Annotated in this window: 21 protein-coding genes; 8 read left to right on the top strand and 13 right to left on the bottom strand. The window is 64.5% G+C overall.

The features are described from left to right. Window positions 1-58: 58 nt before the first annotated feature. From AC5RU3_RS01350 to AC5RU3_RS01340, 3 genes are all read left to right on the top strand, one after another. Entirely contained in the window at window positions 59-844 is a 786-nt protein-coding gene (locus tag AC5RU3_RS01350) for an amino acid ABC transporter permease (protein ID WP_309071591.1), read from the top strand. A 3-nt stretch (window positions 845-847) separates the two neighbouring features. Continuing rightward, a complete protein-coding gene (locus AC5RU3_RS01345; protein WP_309071590.1) occupies window positions 848-1,600 on the top strand; it encodes an amino acid ABC transporter ATP-binding protein in 753 nt (250 codons plus the stop codon). Window positions 1,601-1,690: 90 nt separating this feature from the next. Next, a complete protein-coding gene (locus AC5RU3_RS01340) occupies window positions 1,691-3,109 on the top strand; it encodes a D-alanyl-D-alanine carboxypeptidase family protein (RefSeq protein ID WP_309071589.1) in 1,419 nt (472 codons plus the stop codon). Between the two features lie 22 nt (window positions 3,110-3,131). Here AC5RU3_RS01340 and menD read toward each other — a convergent pair whose 3' ends face one another. Next, window positions 3,132-4,799: a 2-succinyl-5-enolpyruvyl-6-hydroxy-3-cyclohexene-1-carboxylic-acid synthase gene (gene menD / locus AC5RU3_RS01335; protein ID WP_309124253.1), complete on the bottom strand. Its 1,668-nt coding sequence runs from the start codon at window positions 4,797-4,799 to the stop codon at window positions 3,132-3,134. A gap of 137 nt (window positions 4,800-4,936) precedes the next feature. On the opposite strand from menD, the gene AC5RU3_RS01330 reads away from it, so the two are divergent. Beyond that, window positions 4,937-6,985: a PhoX family protein gene (locus AC5RU3_RS01330; protein ID WP_493964692.1), complete on the top strand. Its 2,049-nt coding sequence runs from the start codon at window positions 4,937-4,939 to the stop codon at window positions 6,983-6,985. 55 nt (window positions 6,986-7,040) lie between these two features. Here the strand turns inward: AC5RU3_RS01330 and AC5RU3_RS01325 are convergent, their stop codons facing one another. Next, window positions 7,041-8,033, bottom strand: coding sequence for an o-succinylbenzoate synthase (locus tag AC5RU3_RS01325; RefSeq protein WP_493964691.1), 993 nt, complete (start codon window positions 8,031-8,033; stop codon window positions 7,041-7,043). 128 nt (window positions 8,034-8,161) lie between these two features. Here AC5RU3_RS01325 and AC5RU3_RS01320 point away from each other — a divergent pair, with 128 nt between their 5' ends. Then, entirely contained in the window at window positions 8,162-10,153 is a 1,992-nt protein-coding gene (locus AC5RU3_RS01320; RefSeq protein WP_309124250.1) for a fibronectin type III domain-containing protein, read from the top strand. A 117-nt stretch (window positions 10,154-10,270) separates the two neighbouring features. Next, complete coding sequence (locus tag AC5RU3_RS01315; RefSeq protein WP_493964690.1) at window positions 10,271-11,191, top strand: phosphatase PAP2 family protein; 921 nt, start codon at window positions 10,271-10,273, stop codon at window positions 11,189-11,191. On the opposite strand, the gene AC5RU3_RS01310 is transcribed toward AC5RU3_RS01315, so the two are convergent. The 3 genes from AC5RU3_RS01310 to AC5RU3_RS01300 are packed head-to-tail and all read right to left on the bottom strand — an operon-like array spanning window position 11,182 to window position 13,345. After that, window positions 11,182-12,393, bottom strand: coding sequence for an MFS transporter (locus AC5RU3_RS01310; RefSeq protein ID WP_309124419.1), 1,212 nt, complete (start codon window positions 12,391-12,393; stop codon window positions 11,182-11,184). The two genes, AC5RU3_RS01315 and AC5RU3_RS01310, sit on opposite strands and share 10 nt — an antisense overlap. Before the next feature lie 9 nt (window positions 12,394-12,402). Further along, complete coding sequence (locus AC5RU3_RS01305) at window positions 12,403-12,855, bottom strand: hypothetical protein (protein ID WP_309071834.1); 453 nt, start codon at window positions 12,853-12,855, stop codon at window positions 12,403-12,405. Further along, complete coding sequence (locus AC5RU3_RS01300; protein ID WP_458115522.1) at window positions 12,848-13,345, bottom strand: cupredoxin domain-containing protein; 498 nt, start codon at window positions 13,343-13,345, stop codon at window positions 12,848-12,850. Before AC5RU3_RS01300 ends, AC5RU3_RS01305 begins: the two co-directional genes overlap by 8 nt. An 87-nt stretch (window positions 13,346-13,432) precedes the next feature. Between AC5RU3_RS01300 and AC5RU3_RS01295 the strand changes: the two genes are divergently transcribed. Continuing rightward, window positions 13,433-14,128, top strand: a complete 696-nt coding sequence (locus AC5RU3_RS01295) for a dTMP kinase (RefSeq protein WP_493964689.1) — start codon at window positions 13,433-13,435, stop codon at window positions 14,126-14,128. Here the strand turns inward: AC5RU3_RS01295 and AC5RU3_RS01290 are convergent. The 8 genes from AC5RU3_RS01290 to pulA form a co-directional block, all read right to left on the bottom strand. Next, the gene (locus AC5RU3_RS01290) at window positions 14,063-14,929 is read right to left on the bottom strand and encodes an MBL fold metallo-hydrolase (RefSeq protein WP_309071837.1); all 867 of its coding nucleotides are present in this window, start codon (window positions 14,927-14,929) and stop codon (window positions 14,063-14,065) included. The two genes, AC5RU3_RS01295 and AC5RU3_RS01290, sit on opposite strands and share 66 nt — an antisense overlap. Window positions 14,930-15,257: 328 nt before the next feature. Next, window positions 15,258-16,037 carry an enoyl-CoA hydratase/isomerase family protein gene (locus AC5RU3_RS01285; protein ID WP_493964688.1) on the bottom strand — a complete coding sequence of 260 codons (780 nt, stop codon included), beginning with the start codon at window positions 16,035-16,037 and terminating at the stop codon, window positions 15,258-15,260. Window positions 16,038-16,071: 34 nt separating this feature from the next. Further along, complete coding sequence (gene paaE, locus AC5RU3_RS01280; protein ID WP_309071839.1) at window positions 16,072-17,247, bottom strand: 1,2-phenylacetyl-CoA epoxidase subunit PaaE; 1,176 nt, start codon at window positions 17,245-17,247, stop codon at window positions 16,072-16,074. Beyond that, entirely contained in the window at window positions 17,247-17,756 is a 510-nt protein-coding gene (paaD, locus tag AC5RU3_RS01275) for a 1,2-phenylacetyl-CoA epoxidase subunit PaaD (RefSeq protein WP_309124416.1), read from the bottom strand. Before paaD ends, paaE begins: the two co-directional genes overlap by 1 nt. Continuing rightward, entirely contained in the window at window positions 17,750-18,574 is an 825-nt protein-coding gene (gene paaC / locus AC5RU3_RS01270) for a 1,2-phenylacetyl-CoA epoxidase subunit PaaC (RefSeq protein ID WP_493964687.1), read from the bottom strand. Before paaC ends, paaD begins: the two co-directional genes overlap by 7 nt. Beyond that, on the bottom strand, window positions 18,571-18,924 hold the full coding sequence (paaB, locus tag AC5RU3_RS01265; protein WP_309071842.1) for a 1,2-phenylacetyl-CoA epoxidase subunit PaaB: 354 nt from the start codon (window positions 18,922-18,924) through the stop codon (window positions 18,571-18,573). Before paaB ends, paaC begins: the two co-directional genes overlap by 4 nt. Then, window positions 18,925-19,914 carry a 1,2-phenylacetyl-CoA epoxidase subunit PaaA gene (gene paaA / locus AC5RU3_RS01260; protein ID WP_309071843.1) on the bottom strand — a complete coding sequence of 330 codons (990 nt, stop codon included), beginning with the start codon at window positions 19,912-19,914 and terminating at the stop codon, window positions 18,925-18,927. A 170-nt stretch (window positions 19,915-20,084) separates the two neighbouring features. After that, entirely contained in the window at window positions 20,085-23,153 is a 3,069-nt protein-coding gene (gene pulA, locus AC5RU3_RS01255; RefSeq protein ID WP_493964686.1) for a pullulanase-type alpha-1,6-glucosidase, read from the bottom strand. A 144-nt stretch (window positions 23,154-23,297) separates the two neighbouring features. On the opposite strand from pulA, the gene AC5RU3_RS01250 reads away from it, so the two are divergent. Further along, complete coding sequence (locus AC5RU3_RS01250; RefSeq protein ID WP_309071845.1) at window positions 23,298-24,329, top strand: LacI family DNA-binding transcriptional regulator; 1,032 nt, start codon at window positions 23,298-23,300, stop codon at window positions 24,327-24,329. The last annotated feature ends 15 nt before the right edge of the window (window positions 24,330-24,344 follow it).

Raw genomic sequence — 24,344 nt, 5'->3', positions numbered from 1 at the left:
GTTCCAGGTTCTGGGACTGCCGCAGCCGTGTCCACCTCCTGAAAGATAGGTAAAACACGTGAGACCAACTACCCGCAAGCGCCTGTTCCGCGGTGTCCTCTACGCCATCTTCATCGTCGCCGTTGTCGTCGTCGTTGTGCTGGCGGATTGGGAAGCGATCCGCACCAACTTCTTCAACCTAGATGTGGCGGCTGAGGCTTTTCCCACGATCGTTACCGAGGCGGCCAAGAATACTGTCATCTACACGGTGATAGCGTTCATCGGCGGTATGATCGGCGGCCTGATCCTGGCGCTGATGAAGCTCTCTCCCGTAGGTCCCTACCGCTGGGTGGCCACCGCCTACATCGAGCTTTTTCGAGGCCTCCCCGCGCTGCTCGTGATTTTCGGCTTTGCCTTCGCAGTTCCGATCGCCTTTTCATGGCGTCCGCCGGGGGGCTCGACCGGAGCCGGCCTGATCGCGTTGATCGTGGTTTCGTCGGCCTACATCGCTGAAACTATCCGGGCAGGCATCGAGGCCGTACCGAAGGGGCAGGTTGAAGCCGCGCGCTCGCTCGGCATGCGTCCGTCCTGGACGCTGGTGTCCGTTGTGCTGCCACAGGCGTTCCGGATCATCACTCCCCCGCTGACCAATGAGCTGGTCATCCTGATCAAGGACACCTCGCTCCTCTTCATTGCCGGTATGGCGCTCGGCGACAGGGAACTGACAACGTTCGCACGTGACACAGTCTCTTCGCAGGCGAACTCGACGCCGCTGGTGCTTGCCGCACTGTTGTACCTGGTCATCACCCTTCCGCTCACACAGCTTGTCGCCAAGCTCGAACGCCACAACAAGAGAGGCCGGTAGGTCATGACCGAACGGATCAGGACCGACGTACCCGCCATCGAGGTACGCCAGCTGCACAAGTCCTTCGGGGACAACGAGGTGCTCAAGGGCATCGACTTCCACGTTGACCAGGGTGAGGTGGTGTGCGTCATCGGCCCGTCAGGGTCGGGGAAGTCCACGCTGCTGCGCTGCGTGAACCGGCTGGAGGAGCCTACGTCGGGAACCATCATGGTTGAGGGCATGGACATCACCGACGAAGACACCGATCTGGACAAGGTGCGCACGCGCATCGGCATGGTCTTCCAGCAGTTCAACCTCTTCCCGCACCTGAACGTGCTCCGCAACCTCACTCTTGCGCAGATCCGCGCGAAGAAGCGAGGCAGGGCGGAAGCGGAGGAGATCGCGCGCCGGAACCTCGCCAAGGTCGGGCTCGCCGAAAAGGCGGACGCCTTCCCGTCGCAGCTTTCGGGCGGCCAGCAGCAGCGTGTGGCCATTGCACGTGCCCTGTCGATGGACCCGGACATGATGCTTTTCGACGAGCCCACCAGCGCGCTTGACCCGGAACTGGTAGGCGACGTCCTGGACGTCATGAAGCAGCTCGCCCGCGACGGCATGACCATGATGGTGGTCACCCACGAGATGGGCTTCGCGCGGGAAGTCGGCGACCGTGTGGTCTTCATGGACGGCGGAGTGGTCGTTGAGCAGGGCAAGCCCGAGGACGTCCTCGGCAACCCCCAGCACGAGCGCACCCAGGGCTTCCTCTCGAAGGTTCTCTAACCGTGATTTAAGGGCCATTCCGAAATGGGTTGGTGCGTGGGAAGATGAAACGCACCAACCCGCTTTGGTCTCCCCTATCTCAGGAAACTCATGTCCGAGCTCGCTACCGCCGGACGTCCGCGCCTGAGGGCGCGGTTCGCCGCCGTCGTCGTTGTTTGTCTCACCCTGCTCCTGGGGCTGCTGACCGCACCGCCTGCAACAGCCGCCCTCCCGGTCAACGATCCCAACAATGTCCAGGTGCTGGTGACCAAGTCCCGGCCCCTGAATCCGCTCAGGTACGTCCCGCCGGACCTCGTGACCTATCCCGGAACGGGCTACGTGCTCCGGCGCGAGGTGTCCGCGAACCTGCAGAATCTTTTCGCCGGTGCCCGCAGCGCCGGGGTTCCGCTTGCCGTCGTCAGCGCCTACCGTTCCTACGACCAGCAGGCCGCCCTGTACAACTCGTACGTGGCCCAGTACGGCCAGGCGGTTGCCGACACCATCTCCGCACGTCCCGGCCACAGTGAACACCAGACCGGGCTCGCCGTCGACGTCGGCAATGCCAGTGGCTCCTGCGGTCTCAACGCCTGCTTCGCCACGACGGCCGGCGGCCGCTGGGTCGCAGCGAACGCTCACCGTTACGGGTTCATCATCCGCTACCCCGACGGGTACCAGCCCACCACGGGCTACACCTTCGAGCCGTGGCATCTGCGGTATGTCGGTCGGTCCGTGGCAACCGAGATGAGGACCCGCGGCATCCCCACCATGGAGCACTACTACAACGGCTCCAACCCATCGATCAAGTATTCCGCCGACCTTGTCGCCGCAGATTCCACGGGCACGCTGTGGAACTACCCGGCCAGCTACCTGAACGGGTTCCGTCCGCGGGGTCGGCTCGGAGCAGGCTGGGCAGGACTGAAGGCGGGTTTCAACACCGATTGGAACGCCGACGGCTACCAGGACATCCTCGCCCAGTGGACCGACGGCAGGCTCACGCTCTACCGCGGACTGCGCGGCGGAGGCTTCCAGGCGCCGGTCCAGATCGGCAACGGCTGGGGCTCGTACGACGTCGTTGTGGGCACCTGGATCCGCGGCAGCCGGTATCCGTCGGTTGTAGCGAAGGACCCCGCGGGAGCCGTGTGGCACTATCCCAATGCGTCCGGGGGCGGCTTCTCCACGTCCGCCATCACGCGGATCGGGCAGGGCTGGGGCGACATGCGCTTGGCCATGGCTGACTGGGACCGCGACGGAAACCAGGACATTCTGGCGACGAGGAGCAGCGGTCAGCTGATGCTTTACCGTTCCAACGGAGTAGGCCGCTTCATGAACGAACCAGCGAGGGCAATCGGCCAGGGCTGGCAGAACATGGACAGTCTCACGGCCGTCTCAGGCTTCCAGGGCCCGGGAACCTACGGACTGCGGGCACGCACGGGAACCGGTGGCCTCATCTACTACCCGATGCCGGGCAACCGGTGGGGAACTGCCTCCGGCATCGGCCAGGGCTGGCAGAGTTACCGGATCTTCCGCTGACGCGGAGCGCAACGAGCGCCAATCAGCGCCCGACGGCGGCAGCCACCGCCTGCTTCACCCGAGCGTGAAAGGAACGCAGCCCGGTACGGTCGGTCCTGACTTCCAGGACCGACCGCCCCCGGATTGGCACCTCCAGTGCGGCGTCCAGTTCGTCGACGGTGCCGATCAAGCGGTGACTGACCCCGTACCCTGCGGCGAGTGCCGCCAGGTCTGCAGTGTGAGGGGTACCGAACAGGCGCTCGACGGCGGAGCCGTAGCGTTCCAGCGTGGCCGGCTCCCCGTGCTCGAGGAGCCCGAAAATACCTCCGCCGAAATCATTCAGCACAACCACCTGCAGGTCAGGCTCTTCTTCTCCCGTGCCGAGCAGGAGGCCGCCGGCGTCGTGCAGGAAGGTAAGATCGCCGACCAGCAGGCGCGTCGGGATTCCGGCCGCCAGCGCAATGCCGGTAGCGGTGGAGACCGTCCCGTCGATCCCTGCCAGCCCGCGATTGGCGTACACCTCAAGGGGATGCCAGTCACCCGTTGCCGCCAGATCGACGTCGCGGATGGGGTTGGACGACCCGATCACCAGGTTCCCCGTGGTGTTTTCCCATACGGCGTCGGCCACATGCAGGCCCGTGAGCGCCGGTTCCCCATCGAGGCGCAGCTGGAGTGCCGCCTCGGCGCGGGCACCGGCTTCCCGCCACTGCTCAAGCCAACCCTCGCTGCCTTTCCCCGCGAAGGCGAGCAACCCCTCGAGGGAGTCGATCAGCCGTTCGCTGCGCCGCCCCTCTTCAAACCACGCCTGCGGTTCGGGAACGTACAGCGCACGTTCGATGTCGGTGCGGGCCATCAGCGCGGCAACCGGCCGGGACAGGGTCGGCCGGCCGAAAACCACCACCCTCTCGATGCGGTCGGCGAAGTGCTCGATCACAAGCCGGTAGGCTCCGATCGCTGACGATCCGAAGCGGGCATTCGACGACGGCTCGGCGAGGAGCGGCAAGCGAAGGTGCTGTGCAAAGACCGCCGCGAGTTCACCCGCTCCGTGCCCCGCAAGCACTATGGTCCGTGTACCGTCGGACGCAGCGGTGGGCGGCGTCGTCGTCGTGGGTTCACTCGGGTCTCGGAGGCTGCTCGCCTTAAGGACCGGAACGGTCGTGGGCCGCTCCGATGAGTCCGCAGTACCCGGCACAAGCGGATCCCGGAACGCTAGGTTCACTTGAACGGGGCCGGCCGGTCCTTTGGCGCCTTGAGCGTCGGCGAGCGCCTGTGCCACAAAGGATGTCGGGTCCGTTCCGGCGGGCACGTCGACGGCGGAGCGGACATGGTGGCCGAAGAGGCCTGCCTGGCGGGTGGTCTGGTTCGCGCCGGTTCCGCGCAGTTCGTCCGGACGGTCGGCGGAGAGGATCACGAGGGGCACTGCCGCGTGGTTGGCTTCCATGACGGCGGGAAGCAGCTCTCCGACGGCGGTCCCGGAGGTGGTGACGATTGCCGCTGGGCGCTGGGAGCCGAGCGCCAGACCAAGGGCGGTGAACCCGCCCACGCGCTCGTCCACCCGAACATGGATGCGGAGCTCACCGCGATCGTTGGCCTCTGCCAGCGCGTAGGCAAGCGGAGCGCTGCGCGAGCCCGGAGCAAGAACGACGTCGGTGATTGAGTGAGCGCGAAGCGCGTGGACAACTGCGCGCGCGGATTCGATCGAGTTCACCATCCCATCCTTGCACTGATGCACCGACGCTTGGCCGCGCACAACAGTTAACTCGCGGTTCACCTGTTGGTCCTTGGACCGACAGGTGGGGCTGGCACCCTCGGACTCGACCGTACTCCTTTGGAAGGCTTGACTCCCCCATGACAATCGAACCCCGGCGCCGTTTCCTCCCCATGCTCGACCATGTGAAGGGCAAGCGCAGTGCCGTCACCTGCGCGCTCAAGTGCGACAATGCCTGCGCTAAAGCTGTCTGCAACACGTCGAACAACAGCTACATGCGGGATATCGTTTCCGCCGAATATTCACGCCGAAATGTTCTCGGTGTGGGTGCTGTCGGCGCGCTGACCCTGCTCCTTGGTGCCAACGCCGTCAATCAGGCACCGTCCGCGGCAGCTCAGGGACTCTCCCCCGCCGCGAAGGCAGGCGGGCGCCTCAGCTTCTCCGCTATTGCCCCAGTGCCAGCATCCGTTGACGAGTTCACTGTCCCGAAGACCTACTCGTGGGAGCCCATCATCCGCTGGGGCGACCCCATCCTTCCGGGTGCCCCGGAGTTCGACCCCAACAGCCAGACCCCGGAGTCACAGGCCGGCCAGTTCGGGTACAACAACGACTACCTGGACATCCTGCCGCTGGACAAGAAGAAGACCCGCGCTGTCCTCGTTGCCAATCATGAGTACACCAACGAGAACATCATGTTTGCTCCCGGCACCGATGCCGCCACCATCCGGGCGATCGCCAAGAATGCCCACGGCATGGCGGTCGTGGAACTCGAGCGCAAGAACGAGGGCTTCCCCTGGAAGTACGTGCGCGGCGCCAGGCTCAACCGCCGCATCACCATGTCGACTCCGTTCACGCTCTCCGGCCCGGTCGCCGGATCGGACCTTGTCAAGACAGCAGCGGATCCCGATGGACGGACTGTTCTTGGAACCCTGAACAACTGCGCCGGCGGAACCACTCCGTGGGGCACCATCCTCTCCGGCGAAGAGAACTTCCAGGGCTACTTCAAGGTCACCGCTCCCACTGCTGAACAGCGCCGTTACGGGATGACCAACGCCAACCCCGGACGCGGCTGGCACCTCGACGAGCCACGCTTCGATGCTTCGACCGAGGAGTACAAGAACGAGCCGAACCGCTTCGGCTACATCGTTGAGCTGGACCCGATGGACCCCAACTCCACTCCGGTCAAGCACACCGCCATGGGCCGCTTCAAGCATGAGGGCGCCAATGTCCGGGTCAACGATGATGGCCATGTAGTCGCCTATATGGGCGACGACGAGCAGTTCGATTACCTCTACAAGTTCGTATCCCGCGACAAGTACATCGAGGGCAACCGCGAGCACAACAAGACCCTGATGGCCAACGGTGACCTCTTTGTTGCACGCTTCCGCGGCAACTCCGAGGCCGAGATCGACGGCTCGGGCGCAGTGCCCTCGGACGGCGCATTCGACGGCACCGGCGAGTGGATCCCGCTGACCCGCGGCGGACGCAGCGCTGTCCCGGGTATGAGCACGGAAGAAGTACTTGTCTACACGCGGCTTGCGGCTGACAAGGTCGGCCCTACCAAGATGGACCGCCCGGAGGACGTCGAGCCCAACCCCGTCACCGGCAAGGTGTACGTCGCCTGCACCAACAACTCCAACCGCGGTGTCGGTACACGCGCGAAGGCTGACGAAGCCAACCCGCGCACCCAGAACCGTGACGGCCACATCGTTGAGATCACCGAGACGAACAACGACGCCACGGCTTCCACGTTCAACTGGAACCTGCTGATGGTGTGTGGCGATCCTGCGCAGGGTGACGTGACGTACTTCAGCGGATACCCCGTTGACCAGGTGTCTCCGATCTCCTGCCCGGACAACGTCGCGTTCGACTCCGTGGGCAACCTCTGGATCTCGACCGACGGTGCGCCGTCCGGCATCGGATACAACGATGGCCTGTTCAAGGTCACCCTCGAGGGCCCCAACCGCGGCAAGGTTGAGCAGTTCCTCTCCGTGCCGCGCGACGCTGAGACCTGCGGACCCGTCATTCATGACCAGGAAGGCATGGTCTTCGTCGCGGTGCAGCACCCGGGTGAAGACGGCTCGTGGGGTAACAACACCTCGCTGTTCCCCTACGACGGAACCGGCCTCCCCCGCCCGTCAGTGGCTCAGGTCTTCCGCGGAAAGAACGGCAAGGGTCTGCGCAAGTAGCCTCTGCGCGGACGCGGCCGGGGTATGCGGACATCGCATACCCCGGCCTTCGCCGTTAAGCCCCGGACGGAAGGATGGCGTGGACGCGCCGCAGCCGGTTTCGCCACCACTCGACGCGGTCGGCCGGCGCAGCGTGGCGTTCGAGGAGTTCCTCTGACACCGATACCGGACGCACTGGCAACCAGCCACCGCTGGGCAGCAGCGGCTCATCCGACACGTCCCCGTCCATCAGCGAGAGCGTGGCCAGTCCGTTGGCGTACGGCAGGTTCGGCAGGGCGGCAGCCAACGCCACACCGGCTTGAATACCCACGGAGGTGTCCAGGGCAGAACTTACGACGGCGGGAAGACCCGCCTGAGCCACAATGTCCAGTGCGCGACCAACTCCGCCGAGCGGCGCAACCTTCACGACGATCACATCCGCTGCATCCTCCCGCACCACGCGCAGCGGGTCCTCGGCCTTGCGGATGCTTTCATCGGCCGCGATGAGCACCGGAATCCCGCGCCGTCGCACTTCCAGCCTGACCGCCCGCAAGCCGTCCGTGTCCATGACTGGCTGCTCAGCGTATTCAAGGGAATACGAAGCTAGAGCCGCGAGAGCCGAGAGTGCCTCGGCGTGATTCCACCCCCCGTTGGCGTCGATCCGCAGCTTCGCCTCAGGCAGGAGCCTTCGGACCTCCGCCACCCGCGCGACGTCGTCGGCAAGGGACTGGCCACGCTCCGCCACCTTGATCTTGACGGCGCTCACCGCACCGAACCGCTTCAGAACGGGCTCGACGTCGGCCACCCCCACTGCGGGCATGGTTGCGTTCACGGGGACCTGGGAGCGCACCGGTGCCGGGAATCCCTCCCACGCCGCTTCTATCGCGGCGCGGAGCCAGGATGCCGCCTCACCGTCGAGGTACTCCGGAAAGGGAGCGAATTCGCCCCAGCCCGCCGGTCCACGGAGGATCAGGGCCTCGCGGTGTGTGATTCCCCGGAAGCGGATCCGCATCGGAAGTGAGACTACGTGTGCGGAAGCCAGCAGCTCGTCCGCAGTGGTTTGCTCCATCCGATAAGCGTAGTCATGACGACCAGTCAAGGATTTCCCAAGATCCAGGGATGATCCTTACGGAGCAGGCGTCCGTCCTGCAGCAAACGATTTCGGGGCCTGCGAGCTCCGTTAGGAAAGGAACCGTGATGAAGCTTCACAATCACGTTTCTCCCGGTGCTACAGGTACGACGTCCTCCCGGAGACGCGTTACCGGACTGCTTGCGGGAAGCACTACCCTCATGCTCATTGCCGGCGGCGCAACCGCGGTGATCGCAGCGAACCCCCCTGTTGGACCAGGTAATGTGGAAATCTTCACCAAACGCGACATGGTCGCCATTGAGGGCTACACCGCCCAGGCCGGCCAGGACGTCACCATCAAGGTCACCCGCGGCGGAAACCTCATCGGTATCTCACACGGAGTAGTAGGCCCGGATGGCTTCTTCGAAGTGAACCACCCCGGCGGGTCATGCTGGGACGTGGTTACCCCCAACATCGCCGGCCTCGACGTCGTCACGGCGGAATTCGAAGACGGCAGCAGCGATGGTGCGGTCGCAGGAACAGCAATGATCACTTCCGTCGAGTCGGTCGACGGCACAGTGACGCCTGACATTGCCGGTGACGTTGAGGGCACCGTCGTGGTTAAGGGCACTTATGGTTCCGATGTGGACACCAACCGCATGGGAGTGGAAATTGTCAACCCAGACATGCGGGACATGGGCATCGGCGAGCGCGCTATCGGTTGGCCTGATGACGAAACACCCGCCGGTTACACAGTTGACGGCACAGCGGCGAACGGCGAGTTCACCGTTACCTACGGATTCTTCTCCAAGGCTGAGCAGGACACAGCGTTTGCTGGAGATCCGTCGGTTGCCAGTTGGCAGGCCGAACCTGCGACAGGCGAGGAAGCCCAACTTGGCCTGACCATCTCCGAATTCAAGGAGACCGACGGCCCAGGGTTCGGTGGCTGCCCTGCAGGGCCAGCCGGGCAGGCACCCAATGCTCCGACCGAGGCTTTTGCCAGCGCGGCCGGCCAGAACGGCATCAATGTCACCTGGAAGCCTGCGACCGTTCCAGCTGACGCCCCCGCCATCACCGGATACGAGGTGATTGCGGTGGACACCGTCCTCGGCCAGGAAGTGAGCGTCAAGGTGGGAGCGGAAGCCACCAGCGCCACCGTGCGCGGACTGGTTAACGCCCAGGCATACCCGGTCCAGGTGGTTGCCCTCAACGGACAAGCGAGCACGGCCGCGGGGGCCGGCACCGTGACGGTCACATCCTCCGATGCGCCGCCTACTGCCTCAGCACCGTCGGCGCCGGGTGAGGTAGCGGTGAAGGACGGCTCCCTGCTTGGTTCAGCCGAGGTCTCCTGGGCGGCAGCGGCTGCGAACGGTTCCGCCGTGACCGGCTACACGGTGACGGCGACGTCTGGAACCGCTGAGCCTGTCACCACCACGGCCGGAAGCGGCGCAACATCGGCCACGCTTGACGGCCTCACGCCCGGAACCGAATACAGCTTCGTGGTGACCGCAAACAGCGCCGCGGGCAGTACGGCAGCCGAATCAGTTCTCTTCACTCCGAAAGCAGGAGACCTGACGGCACCATCCGCTCCGAACGTGGTGCGGGTGACTCCGGGAAATCAGAGCGCGACCGTCGAATGGCAGCCAGCCACTGCCGGAAACACGCCGATCACAGGCTATGTCCTGACAGCTACGCCCCCTTCAGGCTCAGCGGTTGAGGTCAGGACGGACGCCGCCGGACGAAGCGCGGTCCTCACTGGGTTGACGAACAACGTCTCCTACGCGTTGAGGCTGGTTGCGACGAGCGCAGCGGGTGACAGTGCTCCCGCAAGCTTCGGCAGCGGTGCATCGCCCACCGTGACTCCAGCGGACCAGCTCACGGCTACTGCCGAGTACCGCGCGGATAAGCGGGAATGGCGGATCGGTGGCAGCGCCAGTATCACTACGGCGAATACCATCACCGCCACCAACGCCAACGGTGTTCGGATTGGAACCGCAACCGTCGCCGCAGACGGCAGCTGGACTATCCGCACTCGTAACTCCAACGTTGCCGTGACGCCGACGATCAAGATCTCGTCTTCGGCAGGCGGATCCACCACCGTATCCGTCAGTACCCGGTAACGGCAGAACACTGAAGCAGGAACCCGTCCGCACGCCACTCCAGCGTGCGGACGGGTTCTGTGCGCCGCAGCATTCCCGATTCAGGAACCATCCCGTCGTTGTGTCAGTGTTAATCAGGTGAGCACCCAGCAATCCACCACGTCTCGCCGTACCTCAACGGCCGCTCGGCACCCCGTGCTGTTTGTTCTCGGCGCACTCGGATGTTTCGTAGCCCTGGGGTGGACCTATTGGGCGTTCGTGCGCACGACCACCGGCCAGTTCGCGGACGAGTCCGCGTGGGCTGAAGCGGGCATCGCAGCTCCGGACACTCAGGCTCCTTTCCTGCGGTTCCTGGACAGCTTGCCCCTGATTTCAGTCTTCATCGCCGCAGCGGTGATCCTCTTCGTCACGCTGGGACGGCGGCGGTGGGGGGCAGCCGGTGCTGCGCTCGCCACGATTGTCGGCGCAAACCTCACAACCCAGCTGTTGAAAAACCTCCTGTTCGACCGCCCTGACCGGGGCGTCCCGACGCTTGACTTCAATTCCCTGCCGTCCGGGCACACCACGCTCGCGGCGTCGGCCGCAGCGGCCGTCTTCCTCGTTGTCTCGCCCCGATGGCGACCGCTCGTCGCGGCGGCCGGCGGCACGTACTCGGTCCTGGCCGGGGCGGCGACCTTCATCAACCTCTGGCATCGCCCCGCGGACGTTGTGGCTGCCTACCTGGTGGTTGGCGCGTGGACACTGATCGGCGGTCTTGTCATCATGCGTACCGGTAACCAATGGAACGTGTGGGGCGGTTTTGGGGAGTCCTGGTCTGCCTCCCGGGTGTGGCTCATGCTTTGCTGGGTTCCCGGTCTCATCGGGCTCGCCCTGTCCTCCGGACTGTACCTGTACGTGCAGGCAATTGGTCCTGCTCCTGTCCCCGGCACTGCCGGCACTCCCCTCTTCTTCTGGTCGGGTCTTTCGCTCATTGTCGGCGTCGGCTTTACGCTGAGCGCGACGGCGTGCTGGCTGTTCGCCTCGCAGGCGCGGCTGCGAGGAACCGAGCTTCAGGACTGACGCACTCGCTGTGGCTTCGGCGGCACCCACCGCCACAGAATGACTGCCCCCACCAGCCCCAGACCACCGGTGGTCCAGATTCCTCCCGCCAGTGAGGCCGCGGCCGTCACCGCGGACACAATCCCCGGGCCGGCCATGGTGCCGATGTCCGTCAGAAGCCGCCAGATTCCCAGGAACTGGGGGCGGCCGGGCGACGGCGAGAAGTCTGCACCCAGAGTCATGACAATGCCCGAGCCGATGCCATTTCCAAAGCCGATGAGCAGGGCAACGGCGAGGAGGCTGAAAGCATCACGGGTCAAGGGCAGCAGGAGTAGCGCTGTGCCCATGATCAGCATGCAGGGTACCGCTACCCAACGCCTGCCGTACACATCCATCACCTTCCCCGCGGGATAGAAGATGAGCATGTCGATGGCGCCGGAGACACCGTAGATGAGCGCCGTCGTCGTCGGATCCAGTCCGATTTCCTGCGCCCAGAGCGGCAGGACCGCTTGCCTAGTGGCGCGGACCGCTGCAATCAGCAGCACTCCTGCGCCCACAGTGGCGAAGATCCGCGCGTGAGCGCGCAGGATCGCTCGCAGAGTCGGCGGAGCTGCGGGTTGACCGCCGGTGCCGCCGGGCGCGGATCTGGCATGTGAACTGCCCAGTTCCGGCACACGGAAGCTCAGTACGGCAGCGATCAAAGTGGTTACGGCGCCAACCCAATACGCGCCGTCGAGCCCGAGAAAGCTCATCGCGAGGGCGCCCGCGAAGGGCCCGAGGAAGACGCCGATTCTGGTGACTCCGCCGAGCGTGGACAGCGCCCGGGCACGGAAGTGGATGGGCACAGCCTCAGTGAGGTAACTCTGGCGGGCAAGACCGAAAACGGCCCCCGCCATGCCGATCATGAAGATCGCGGCAGCGAACATGGCCAGATTGGTTGAGGCCAGCGCGAGGATCATCGCTGCCGAGCACCAGAGGGACGCAGCGACGAGGGACCACCGCTCCCCGAAACGGGAGGTGATCAAGGTGGCGGGAACGTTCGTGACCAGCGACCCGATGCCGGTCAGGGTGAGGATCAGCGCCGCCGTCGCAATGTCCGCCCCAAGTTCGGTGGCCGAAAGCACGATGACCGGCACGATCGATCCGGTTGCGGCGCCATAGAGAAGCGACGGACCGTAGGCGCCAACGGCGATCCTGCGAAGATTGAACGGTTCCTGGCGCACCGTTCAACGCTAGCGCAGTGCGGCATCCTTCCGTGGCGCCAGGAAGAATCCGACGACGGCAAGTACCCCGGCGACGCCCTCAGCTACGGCGCTCGCGGTCTTCTCGAAGAACCAGAGCGGCTCATACATCGCCGGAATCGGTCCGACCTGCGGCAGTTGGATGTAGGCCGACAATACGACGGCGGCGAACGCCGAGAGCGCTACCAGTGCTGCGACGGCGTAGGACAGACGGCTCCCGCGAATCAGGACATAGAGCGCAGCCAGGATGGCTACAACGGCCTGAATCCGGAAGAGGTTGCCTCCACCGATGCCGTCCGGGTAGGCGAACTGGTAGTTCGGAGCGAGGACAAAGTGCACGTACGCGTCGATGGCCAGTCCTACCGCAATGAGGACACGAAGCACCATCATCAGCGGTGCCGACCGTGGACGGGCAACAGACCCGTGGGTGGCTGCGTTAGCCATCGCTGCTCACCACGAGAGTGCCCGTCATGTTGGGGTGGTAAGTGCAGAAGAACGGATACTCGCCCGCTTCCGACGGGGCCGTGAACGTGGTGGTCTCACCACCCTGCACTATGGCGTCGAAGTCCTCGGTCTCGGTGGTTGTTACGGTATGCGGGGCGGTGTCCTCGTTGACTACCGTGATCTCGGCTCCGGCCGGAACGGTCTCCGGCATCTCATACTCGAAGTTACGGATCGTAATGACGATCTCCTCAGCCGGTGCTTCTTCACTGGGTGCCTCCGAGGCTGATTCACTGGGTGCCTCCGAGGCGGGTTCACTGGACTCCTCGGCGGATCCCGTCTCCTCGGGCGTGGACTCTGCTGTGGTCTCTGCCGCGGCGCTGGTCTCTGCAGGGGGCGCTTCGCTCGTGGGTTCACCGCCGGACGCGCAACCGGCGACGCCGACCAGCACCGTCGCAAGAACCAGGCCTAGTGCACTACGTGGGATATTCATGGTGCTCCCCTCATTGCGGACCACCAGTCTTCACCCAGTCGCCCTTGCGATGATTGTTTCCAGAGAGTACACCCGCGAAAGGCCAAAATGACCCAGTTCCCAAGGAATCCACAGGTTCTGCGTGTGGTCCTGCTCGGAATCGACGGGGCGGGCAAAACCACTGTTGCGCGAGCGGTTATTCAAACGCTTCACGAGCGGGGCATCGACGCCCAGTTGTTCCGAAATCCCGGCGGACGGCGCACCCTTGACCGCTGGGCGTCGTGCTGGTCAAAAACCGCCGAGTCGATGCTCGGCGCGCGCATGCTGGACAGGATCGAGACGGTCCTCCGCGTCCTGGCGGTGCTTCACTCAACCCTTCAATCACGACGACGCCGGGGCGTCATCATCTTCGACCGCCACCTTCAATGCCAGCTCGCTCTTCGGCAGGTGCGTGGCCTGCCCTGCGGCGTCGTGTTGCCCTGGCTATTGAGCATGCTCCCGAAACCGGACCTCGTCGTTTACCTCAGTGTTGACCCGCGCACGGCAAAAGCCCGCATCACTTCGCGTAACACCGACCGGGAAACGCTGGAGTTCCTGAGCGTTCTCGACGCCTCCTACAGGTGCCTTCCTGACTTTGGCAGCTATGAAGTGATCGAGGCGAATGGCTCTGCCGCCGAGACGGCGGCTGCGTTCCTGGCGAAGGTCGAGCCCATGCTACAACTCCTCGCTCCAAAGGGCTCAACCTCTGCCGGTCTGCCGCTCCAGCCACTTCCAGTGCGCGAGGGTACGGAGGCGGGTCAGTAGGGCCCGGGACTGCTCCGGTCCATACGGCAGGATCGGGATGGCCTTGGTCATGTCCACCGAAGCCTCATCCATCGCCACTTTCGTGACCCGGACTGCGCTGCGCATCTTGTTCAGCTGGGTCACCACAAACTCCGCGTTCACGGGGGCCCCGTGCCCGGGCACGAAGACGTCGTACAAATCATCGAGCGCCGCGATCTTGCCCAGCGTGCGGATCCACTCCGTCGGGAAGGAGTCCTCGAAGGCCGGATCGGCACCTTCCTCCACCAGGTCCCCGGTGAAGAGGACATTGCCTGCGCCTACCAGAAGGTCGTTGTCCGTGTGCCCTGTTCCCAGGTGGAACAAGGTCACCGATATGCCGCCGAGGTCCAGGTCGACCGGCGATCCGGACACAACCCTGTTCGCCGGATGGACTGCGGTGTGCTCGCCCTCGCCGGCAGCCATGGCCGGCTCCGCTTCGGTGACCTCCACCCGCTGTTCCTCGCCACTTTCACGTATGACGGCGGCGCACCGCTCGGTCGCCCAGAAATCCGCCACGCCCTGCGCCGCAAAGTACGCGTTCCCGAAGACATGGTCGAAGTGGGAGTGCGTGTTCACAACGCAGAGCGGCAGCTCTGTGATCTGCCGCACCGCCTCGAAGATCTCGGCAGCCTGCTGCGGCCCGGCCCCCGTGTCGATCACGAGCGCGCGTTCTGTCCCAAGCACCAGCCCTGTGTTCAGAGCGTAGGGATTTGTCTGCAGCATCCACGCCCGGTCCCCCAGTTGTTTCCATGGGTGGGACTGTTCAACGAGCGGCTCGGACATAGGTTCCTCTCGGGTCGCGGCTGGAACCCTAAGCCTATCGGCAGGGTCCCGGTGCGAGCGCGTGGATGACCGGGGGGCCGATGGGCGCTATCGGCAGGGTCCAGGTGCGAGCGCGTGGATGACCGGGCGTCCGCCGTTCTGGAGGTGACGTCCCGTTCTGAACGTCACCGTCCCCCATGAGGCCCCCCGGCGGACTGCCCCGGCCACATGTCCTAGTAAATGCCACGAAAGAATAAATGTGGTACCTCCACCGGAAATTATCTGTTATTGAGTTCAAAACGTTGCAGAACTCGTTGCTCCGATGTATCAGACCGGTCAGGAATCACCGCTAGCCGCGGAAAGCCGGCATCCGCTTCTCCTGGAAAGCCCTGAAACCCTCCGCATAGTCGGCGCTGCTGCACAGCTGGCCCTGTGCCGCGTTTTCGTCCCCCACTGATTCCCAGAGGCCTAGCCTTCGATCCCGGATGGAAGCGACGAGCTCCTTCGACGCCCGGAACGCACCAGTGGCGCCTTGTGCGACGCGTTCAACGGTGGCGCGGGTGGCTGGAAGCAACTCCTCGGCAGGGAATGCCCTACTGAACAGACCGCTGGCGACGGCGTCCGCTCCGCTCATGAGGTCGGCGGTGTAGATGAGGTCGAGCGTTCGATGTGCTCCAAGCCGCTCCGTGAAAAGCCAATGGCCGCCGGAATCGAGCGTTGCACCAAGCTTGGCGAACGGCGAACCGATCTTCGCGGAGTCAGCGACATAAACAACGTCCGTGGCAATAAGCAGACCCAGTCCCACGCCAAGGCATGCACCGTGAGCCGCAGCGAACGTAGGTGCCGGAAAAGCGGACATCTTCTTCAACAGCGGGGTGACCAGTCCGTCGAGGTAAGCGACTGCGTCATCCGTTTCCGGCTCGACGCCGGAGATGTCACGACCGGCGCAGAATGCCCGGCCTTCGCCTCGCAGCAACAGGGCACGCACGCGGCCGTCTGCTGCAGCGGAGGCGGCGTCGTCGTACGCATCCGACAGCTCGGCAAGAGCGTCCTCGTCGAGCGAATTGAGCTTCTCCGGCGCGTTGAGCACAATCTCGGCGACACCGTTCTCGATTATCAACTCGATCAACGATCGCTCCTCTTCTATGAATATCCGGTAGGTATCAGGCGTCGTAGTCGACGGTGACTTCGGAGCTGGTGGGTCGGGACTGACACGTCAACACGTAACCCTTCGCGAGCTCATCCGGCTCAAGAGCGTAGTTCTCGTCCATGTCAACGGTTCCGCTGACCAATTTGGCACGGCACGTCCCGCAGACACCTCCGGCACATGCGAAGGGAACGTCGGGGCGCACGCGCAGCGCCGCGTTCAGGATGGATTCCCGGGCGTGGGTGGGGCTCGACACGGTGCCCTTCAATCCGTCGAGGTTGAAGTTGATGGCGTAGCTGTCTTCGCTGCCGTCAGTGCTGACCGGACGGCCGATCTGGCCCTCCGGCTTTGTGGGCTCACCGGTAGTGAACAACTCGAAACGGATCTTCTCAGCCGGCACGCCCCGCTCGGCAAGGGTGTCACGGCACAGTTGAACCAGTTCGAAGGGCCCGCAGAGGAACCACTCATCGACTTCTTCGGTCCGGATGACGCTGGTCAGCATGGTGCGTAGTTTCCCCGCATCGATACGTCCGCTCAGCAACGGCGAGATGCGCTGCTCGCGCGAGAGCACGTGGTGCAGAGCGAACCGGGCGGGATAACGGTCCTTCAGGTCGGCGAGCTCCTCAAGGAACATGACGTCCATGGCCGCCTTGTTGGCGTAAATGAGATCCAGACGCACCGCCGGGTTCGCTGCAAGCACCGATCGCGCGATGGCAATGACCGGAGTGATGCCCGAACCCGCAGCGACGGCCACGAAGGAATGCTCCGTGGTCGTGTCGATGCTCTCGGGGTTGTTGATTTCGGTCATCGGGTGCTTCGAGATGAACTGGCCCATCGGGCTCATCACGTCGAGCTTGTCGCCTGCCCTCAGGAACTCGTTGGCCCAGGTGGAGAACGTGCCCCCGAGGTCCTTTTTGATGGCGACGCGGATCTCACTGCTGCCGTCTTCGAAAGTACGCGGTTCCGCACAGATGGAATAGCTGCGGCGGACTTCCTTCGGCTCGCCATCGACGTCGAGCATCGTCCGGAGCGCGACGTACTGCCCCGGTACATAATCGAACCGCCCGGCCAGTTCCTCGGGAACAGCGAAGGTCACCTCGATGGCGTCCTCGGTGAGCCGTCGAACCTCAGCGACCGTCAGTTCGTGGAAGGCCGTCCGACGCTTGGTCGACGGTGCGAGTTTCACTGCCATTAGTGGACCTTGAAGTAGTCGAAGGGTTCCCTGCAGTCCTGGCAGACATAGAGCGCCTTGCAGGATGTGGAACCGAAGCGGGTAAGTTCTCGGGTGTTCAGCGAGGAGCACTGCGGGCACTTGACGCTCAGCCCCACGCTCACCTTGCCGGCGTCGGCCTTACCGGTGGGCGGGGCGATTCCGTACTCTTCCAGCTTGGCCTTGCCCGACGGACTCATCCAGTCTGTGGTCCACGCCGGTGACAGCACGAGCTTCACGCTCACATCCGTATGACCCTTGGAGACAAGGGCCGTGATGATGTCGTCGCGGATCGCGTCCATCGCCGGGCACCCCGAATAGGTGGGCGTGATCGTGACGGTGGCGGCGCCGTCGTCGTCAATGGAGACCGCACGGAGGACGCCGAGATCCTCAATGGTGAGCACTGGAATTTCGGGATCCGCCACAGTGGCGGCGATCTCCCAGAGAGTCGCCTCGCGAGCGGTTCGCGGCGACTGCAGGGTGGCTACCATGTTGCTCCCGGGTGCTCGCGGGCCAGAACCTGCATCTCGGCCAGGATGTAGCCCAGGTGTTCACTGTGGCGGCCCTGCCGTCCGCCGCCAACGGAAGCGGGAACGTCCGGAACCTCGAGTACGGCTTCAGAGAACAGCGCCTCGATCTCCGCATCGAACGAGGCGCGGAGCGAGGACGGCTTGACCGCGACGCCGTCGAGTGAGGTCACGAGCTCATCGTCCTCAAATAGCTCCCCGACGTACGGCCAGGTCAGGAGGATCCCTTCGATCATGCGGCGGCGTGACTCGTCGGTTCCGAGCGCCAGGCGCAGGACCCACTGGCGGGCGTGATCGCGGTGGTAGTCGACTTCCTTCACGGCCTTCGCCGCGATCGCTGCGAGCGTGGCGTCGGCGGAATTCACCAGACGGGAGTAGAGGTCGTACTGGTATTGGGAGATAACCAGCTGCCGTGCGATGGTCCGGGCGAAGTCCCCGTTGGGCTGCTCCACAAGATGCGCGGAGCGGAATTCGTCCTCTCCCCGGAAGTACGCCAGGTCGTCCTCGGTCTTGTCCCAGGCATGGCCCGCATAGGTCAGGAAAGAACGCGCGTGGCCGATCTGGTCGAGGGCGATGTTGCCGAGGGCCACGTCCTCCTCGAGCTCCGGAGCGCGGGAAATCCACCAGCCCAGACGCTGGGCGAGGATAAGCGCGTCGTCGCCAAGTCTCAGCGCATACTCCCCGACAGCCCCGGTCGGCTTGACCCCGGAGGCGGCGATGTCTTCGGGCCGCAGCGCGTTTCCCGGAGTGATGCGGGTGGCGCTCGCGTTGGATTCGCTCACAGGTGCTTCACTCCTTCGCTCTTCGTGTAGTACGTGGCGTGCCGGTAATCCTTGCCCTGCGGCGATTCGAAAAACTGGCCCTTGGCGTCCGGATCGCTGGCGATGATGGCGGATGCGGGGACGACCCAGAGGCTCACGCCCTCGTTACGCCGGGTGTACAGGTCCCGAGCATTGCGGACAGCCATCTCGGCGTCGGGCGCGTGCAGCGACCCGGCGTGCACATGACTGAGGCCGCGTGAGGAGCGGACGAACACTTCCCAGAGCGGCCAGGGCTCTGCTGTGGGGTGGTCGGGTTGCTCCGCGCTGGGAGCCTTGGAGCCGTCGTCGCCCGTCTGTGATCCGCTGACCATCTACGCCGCCTTTACTGTCATATCGCGCTGGTCAGCGCGCTTCGCTGCCTGCTTCGCCGCGTAAGCGGCGGCGGCCTCACGAACCCAGGCGCCGCCGTCGTGCGCTTCCCTGCGCCGCTCCATGCGCTGGGCGTTGCACGGTCCACGGCCGGCGAGGACTTCCTTGAACTCGTTCCAGTCGAGCGGGCCGTGTTCCCACCTGCCTGTGGCGTCGTTGTAGCGGATCTGGTCATCCGGAAGGGTGAGTCCGAGGGTCTTGACCTGTTCGACGATCATGCCCACGAACCGCGAGCGCAGCTCATCGTTCGAGAACCGCTTGATGTTCCAGGCCATCGACTGCTGGGAATTGGGCGAGTCCTCATCCGGCGGACCGAACATCATGAGGCTCGGTGCGTACCAGCGGTTGACGGCGTCCTGCGCCATCTGTTTCTGGGCCGGCGTTCCGTTGGACAGCTCAAGCAGAATCTCGAAGCCCTGGCGCTGGTGGAAGGACTCTTCCTTGCAGATGCGTACCATCGCACGCCCGTACGGCCCGTAGGAGGCGCGGCAGAGCGGCACCTGGTTGGCGATCGCAGCGCCGTCGACGAGCCAACCGATCGCACCCATGTCGGCCCAGGTGCGTGCCGGGTAGTTGAAGATGCTCGAGTAGCGCGCCTTGCCGGCAATGAGGTCCGCCATCATGGAGTCCCTCGTGGTCCCGAGGGTTTCGGCCGCTGAGTACAGGTACAGCCCGTGCCCAGCTTCGTCCTGGACCTTGGCCATCAGGATGGCCTTGCGCTTCAGGCTGGGGGCTCGGGTGATCCAGTTCGCCTCGGGCTGCATGCCGATGATTTCGGAGTGTGCGTGCTGCGAGATCTGGCGGGTGAGGGTCTTGCGGTATGCCTCAGGCATCCAGTCGCGGGGTTCGATCCGGGAGTCCTCGGCGATCAGCCTGTCGAACTGTTCCTGCTCCGCGGTCAGGTCCTGCGGAGTGTCAGTCGCGGTTGTCATGATGGTCACCTCACTGTGCGAGGCCGGCGATATGCCGGCCCGAAATAATTACCGACCGTTCGTTCAGGATATCGGCGACGCGACTTCAGAGTCAACACTGGCAGGAGTCTGACACACGTGAAGGCCGGAACAGCTGGTCAAGCTGTCCGGCCTTCACGAGTTGCTGAGGTTTACTTCGCCTCGAAGACAGCGACGGTCAGCGGCGGGACCGTAAAGCTGCCCGTCGACGAATCGAAGGCCGCACCCTTCACCACCTCGTCCGGGCCGCCCTGCTGGACCCGGTGCAGAGCGAAGGCCTGCCCCGCGGCGGCAGGCACCGTTTGCGTGGTCGTCGTGTCGGATGCGTTGAAAACGACGACGACGCCGGTCCGCTCGCTGTCGACATCCGATCCGGTGGTGTCATCGATGTGCATGACGATTACGCCCGGTGTCTGCTCCGGTCCACCGGAGGGGAACGACAGCTTCTGCTGAACCAGATCGGCAGAGCCGAGATGGAACAGGGGCGAACTCTTGCGGATCTCAAGGAGCGATTTCGCTTGTTCCCGGGCCGTGGCGATGTCCGCCGGTGCGGGCTTGAGTGCCGGATCCGCGAGCAATGGCTTCATGAACTCATATTTGTCGGCGTTGTCGGCGCGCGGCGGCAATCCACGGGCAAATCCGTTTTCCGTCCCGGTGTGGTCCAGAAGGTTGAACCAGTCACCCGAGTCATAGCTGTTACGGTCCAGGGACTTGCTGCGCAGGGCTTCTCCCCCGGCGTGCCAGAAGGACACGCCCTGTCCGAGCGCGGTGGTACTGAGCGAGAGCGTCTGGAACCGGATGCGGTCCGCCATCGACGTCTCCGGGGCCAGCTTGAAGGCGAGGCTGTCGAACAGAGTCTCGTTGTCGTGGGCCTCGACGTAGGTGATGGCTTCCTGCGGATCCGCGGTGTAGCCGGCGGGGCTGCCGTTGTAGTCGATGTCGGCTCCACTCACTTCGGCGCCCGTGCGGTCAACGAATCTGTAGTCCCGGAGGTTGCCCGTCAGACCCACCTTGATCTGGTCCTGGTTCAAGAGCAGCCTGGCCCGCTGGTCCGCGGGGCTACCGTTCACCTCGGCACCGTTGGGTTGCGTCAGGAGGCCCGAGCCGAAGCCCTGTACACGCGGATCCTCATCGAAGGGTCCGCCACCGCGCACTGCGTCACGGAGTCGGTCATTGAAGGTCCCGATTCCCGTGCCCGCCATGTTTGCCTGGGTTGCCTGCTCGAAGCGTGCATTGTCTGCGACCTCGCCGAAGTTCCACCCTTCCCCGTAGACGTAGACGCTCTTGCCGTCCACGCCGTCCCGCTCAAGAGTCAGTTCATCGAGGGCTGCTCGCACGTCGAGCATGTTTTGCTTGCTGTGGTGGCCCATCAGGTCGAACCGGAATCCATCAAGCTTGTAGGTGCGGGCGAGCGTCACGATCGAATCAACCATGAGCTTGCCCATCATCGCGTTCTCGGTTGCCGTATTGGGGCAGCAGGTCGAGGTTTCGACAGCTCCGCTGGTGGCGTTCAGCCGGTGATAGTAGCCCGGAACGATGCGGTCGAGGTTGTTGTCTGACGCCTGCCCGGCGCCTGCGGTGTGGTTGTAAACCACGTCCTGGACCACCCTCAGGCCGGCAGTGTTGAGGCCTGCGACCATCTCCCGGAATTCGCGGATGCGGGTGCCGTCGCTTGGATCTGTCGAGTACGAGCCCTCAGGCGTCGTGTAGTGCAGCGGGTCATAGCCCCAGTTGAAGCCGTCCTTGCCCGCAACAGCGGCCACGCAGGCCTGCTGTTCTTCGCTGTCCGGGGCGAACCTCGCAAGCTCGCACTGCGGCTGGGCCTGTACGTCGCGGCGCTCCTCGATTGTTCCGATGTCGTTGACCGGCAGCAGGTGTACAGCATTCAAACCGGAGTCCGCGAGGTCCGCAAGGCGCTTCATGCCGTCGCTGTCCCTCTCGGCGAAGGCGGCGTAGGTTCCACGACGCTCCTCCGGAACCGTAGCGTCATTGATCGAGAAATCGCGCACGTGCAGCTCGTAGAGTGAGAGGTCTTCGGGCTGGGCGAGGGCCGGTTTCTTGAGCGACTTCCAGCCGGAAGGCGCCAATTGCGGATCCGTCAGGTTCACGATCAGGCTGCGCTCGGAGTTGGTGGACAGGCCGACGCTGTAGGGGTCCGTCACGAGGTTTCGCTCAACCTGTCCGGTCTCAGGTACGTAGACCTCCACCTCATAGAGGTAATACGCATCCTTCCAATTCTTTTCCCCCAAAACTGACCAGACGCCGTCGTGCCCTTCCTTCAAGGGAACGCTGGCCAGGACTTCCCCGCCGGAACCCTCCCGGTAGACGTGGAGGCTGACTTCGCGGGCAGTTGGTGCCCAGAGGTCGAAGCGCGGGCGCGGTCCCTTCCAGCTCAGTCCGAGTGACCGCTTCACAGCGTTTGGGTACAGCGCGTCGATGACGCCCGGCACCTGGACGCGCGTGGCCTGCAGCACCGACCCATCAGCGCCAACCTGGACGGCAAGCAACTCTCCCTTGAGCAGCTTCCTTGCCTGGACGGCCGCTTTGCTGGGCAGCGTCAGGAGATCGAAAGACTTCAGGTGTGGCTGGGCCGCAGCGAACTCGGGATCGAGTGCATCGCCCCTGCGTTCCAGATTGAGGTAGTCACCACCGGTTATCGCCCCGTCCACTACCTCCAGGCCGCCGTTTGTCGAGGAGTAAAGACGGTAGGAGGCTCCCTCGGGCGCTTCATCCAGGTCCCAGGCGAAGGTTCCCGGCGCCAGCCAATGCGCCGCAGCCCCGGCAATCGCGGACTGCTGAACGTCACTGGTGATGACGTGGGTGCTGTGGTTATAGGTGAAGGTGATCGGCCCTCCCTGCGAGGTCAGGGCGATGTCGGCTCCTCCTGCTGCGCCGCCGTCGCCGTAGTTTTCGGTCCAGTTCCCGTTGAGCGCTGCTTTGTAGGCGTAGTCACCCGCTGGAACCTCAAACGTACCGCTATAGATTCCCGGCGACCCAGCGACTTCACTCAAGGCCGTCGCGGCGCATTCGGGCTGCCAGTCGCCGGCACACCCAAGCTCTGACTGGAGCGAGCCCACGAGGGTCACGGATTGCGGGGATGGGCTGTGGTCAGCAAGCGCCGGCAAAGGCATCAGGCTGACCAGTAGCGGTCCGGTCACGACACCGGCAGCGAGCCCGGCGAAGCGCCGTCGCCTGCGGTGAATGGATGAGGTGGTGTGCATGAATCCTCCTTGACGCGCTTCACTGCACGTCCGGTTCGGTAGTAGGCCACTTCACCCTAGGAAGCGGCCGAATGACCGTCAAGGGTTTACTGAAATTTTCATGAAAGTTTCACACGTCGATCGCGCGGAAGATAGGATGGATCCGTGACGCTCCCACCGTTGACCGACAAACCCCGGCTGGAGGATGTTGCGCGCCGCGCAGGAGTCAGCGTCCCCACCGTCTCGCGGGTGATGAACGGTCGCAGCGGCGCTTCACGAGAGACCCGGCAGGCCGTCCTCACCGCAATGGACGATCTGGGTTACGAGCGTCCGGACCGTCTCTCCGGCCGGGCGAACGGGCAGATCGGCATTGTGGTGCCCGATCTGGTGAACCCGATCTTTCCCGCTTTCGCCGGAGCCATCAGTGCGCTGGTTGCCCCCCATGACTTCATCCCGGCCCTGTGCACCCTCCCCGGCGGCGGCGTCACTGAGGATGAATATGTTTCCCTGCTGCTGGATCAAGGCGTCCGCGGATTGATTTTCGTGTGCGCCGCACACGCGGATGGCCGTGCAAGCGTCGAGAGATATCACCGGCTGCGAGCCCGCGGCATCCCGTTTGTGCTGACCAACGGCACCCGGCCGGAGGTCGATGCACCCTCCATCGCGAATGACGACTCCATGGCCATCCAGACCGCCGTTCGCCACCTCGCATCGCTTGGGCATCGGAAGGTCGGATTTGCCACCGGGCCTGAACACTTCATTCCAAGTCGCCGGAAGCTCGAAGGTTTTCGGGTAGGGCTTGAGCAACATCTCGGCCAGACGGATCCGTCAGAGCACACGGCCGTCACCATGTTCAGCATCGAGGGCGGGCACAGCGCCGCCGTCGAGCTTCTGGAGACTGGCCACACGGGCATCGTGTGCGCGTCCGACGTCATGGCTCTCGGCGCCATCCGCGCCGCACGCTCACGGGGCCTGCGGGTGCCCGACGACGTATCCGTGGTGGGCTTCGATGACTCCCCCTTGATGGCGTTCACTGATCCCCCGCTGACGACGCTCCGCCAACCCGTCGCCGGCATGGCAGAGGCGGCCGTCCAGGCGCTGCTCACGGAATTGTCGGGCGGACGCAGCAGCCGCACGGAGTCGTTGTTCGAGTCGGACCTGATCGTCCGGGGATCCACCGCGGCCGCGCCCAGCTGACCTGCGCCGCCCTCT

This window comes from Arthrobacter sp. MDB1-55 (assembly GCF_059092925.1).
This window is presented reverse-complemented; position numbering and strand designations above follow the sequence as displayed.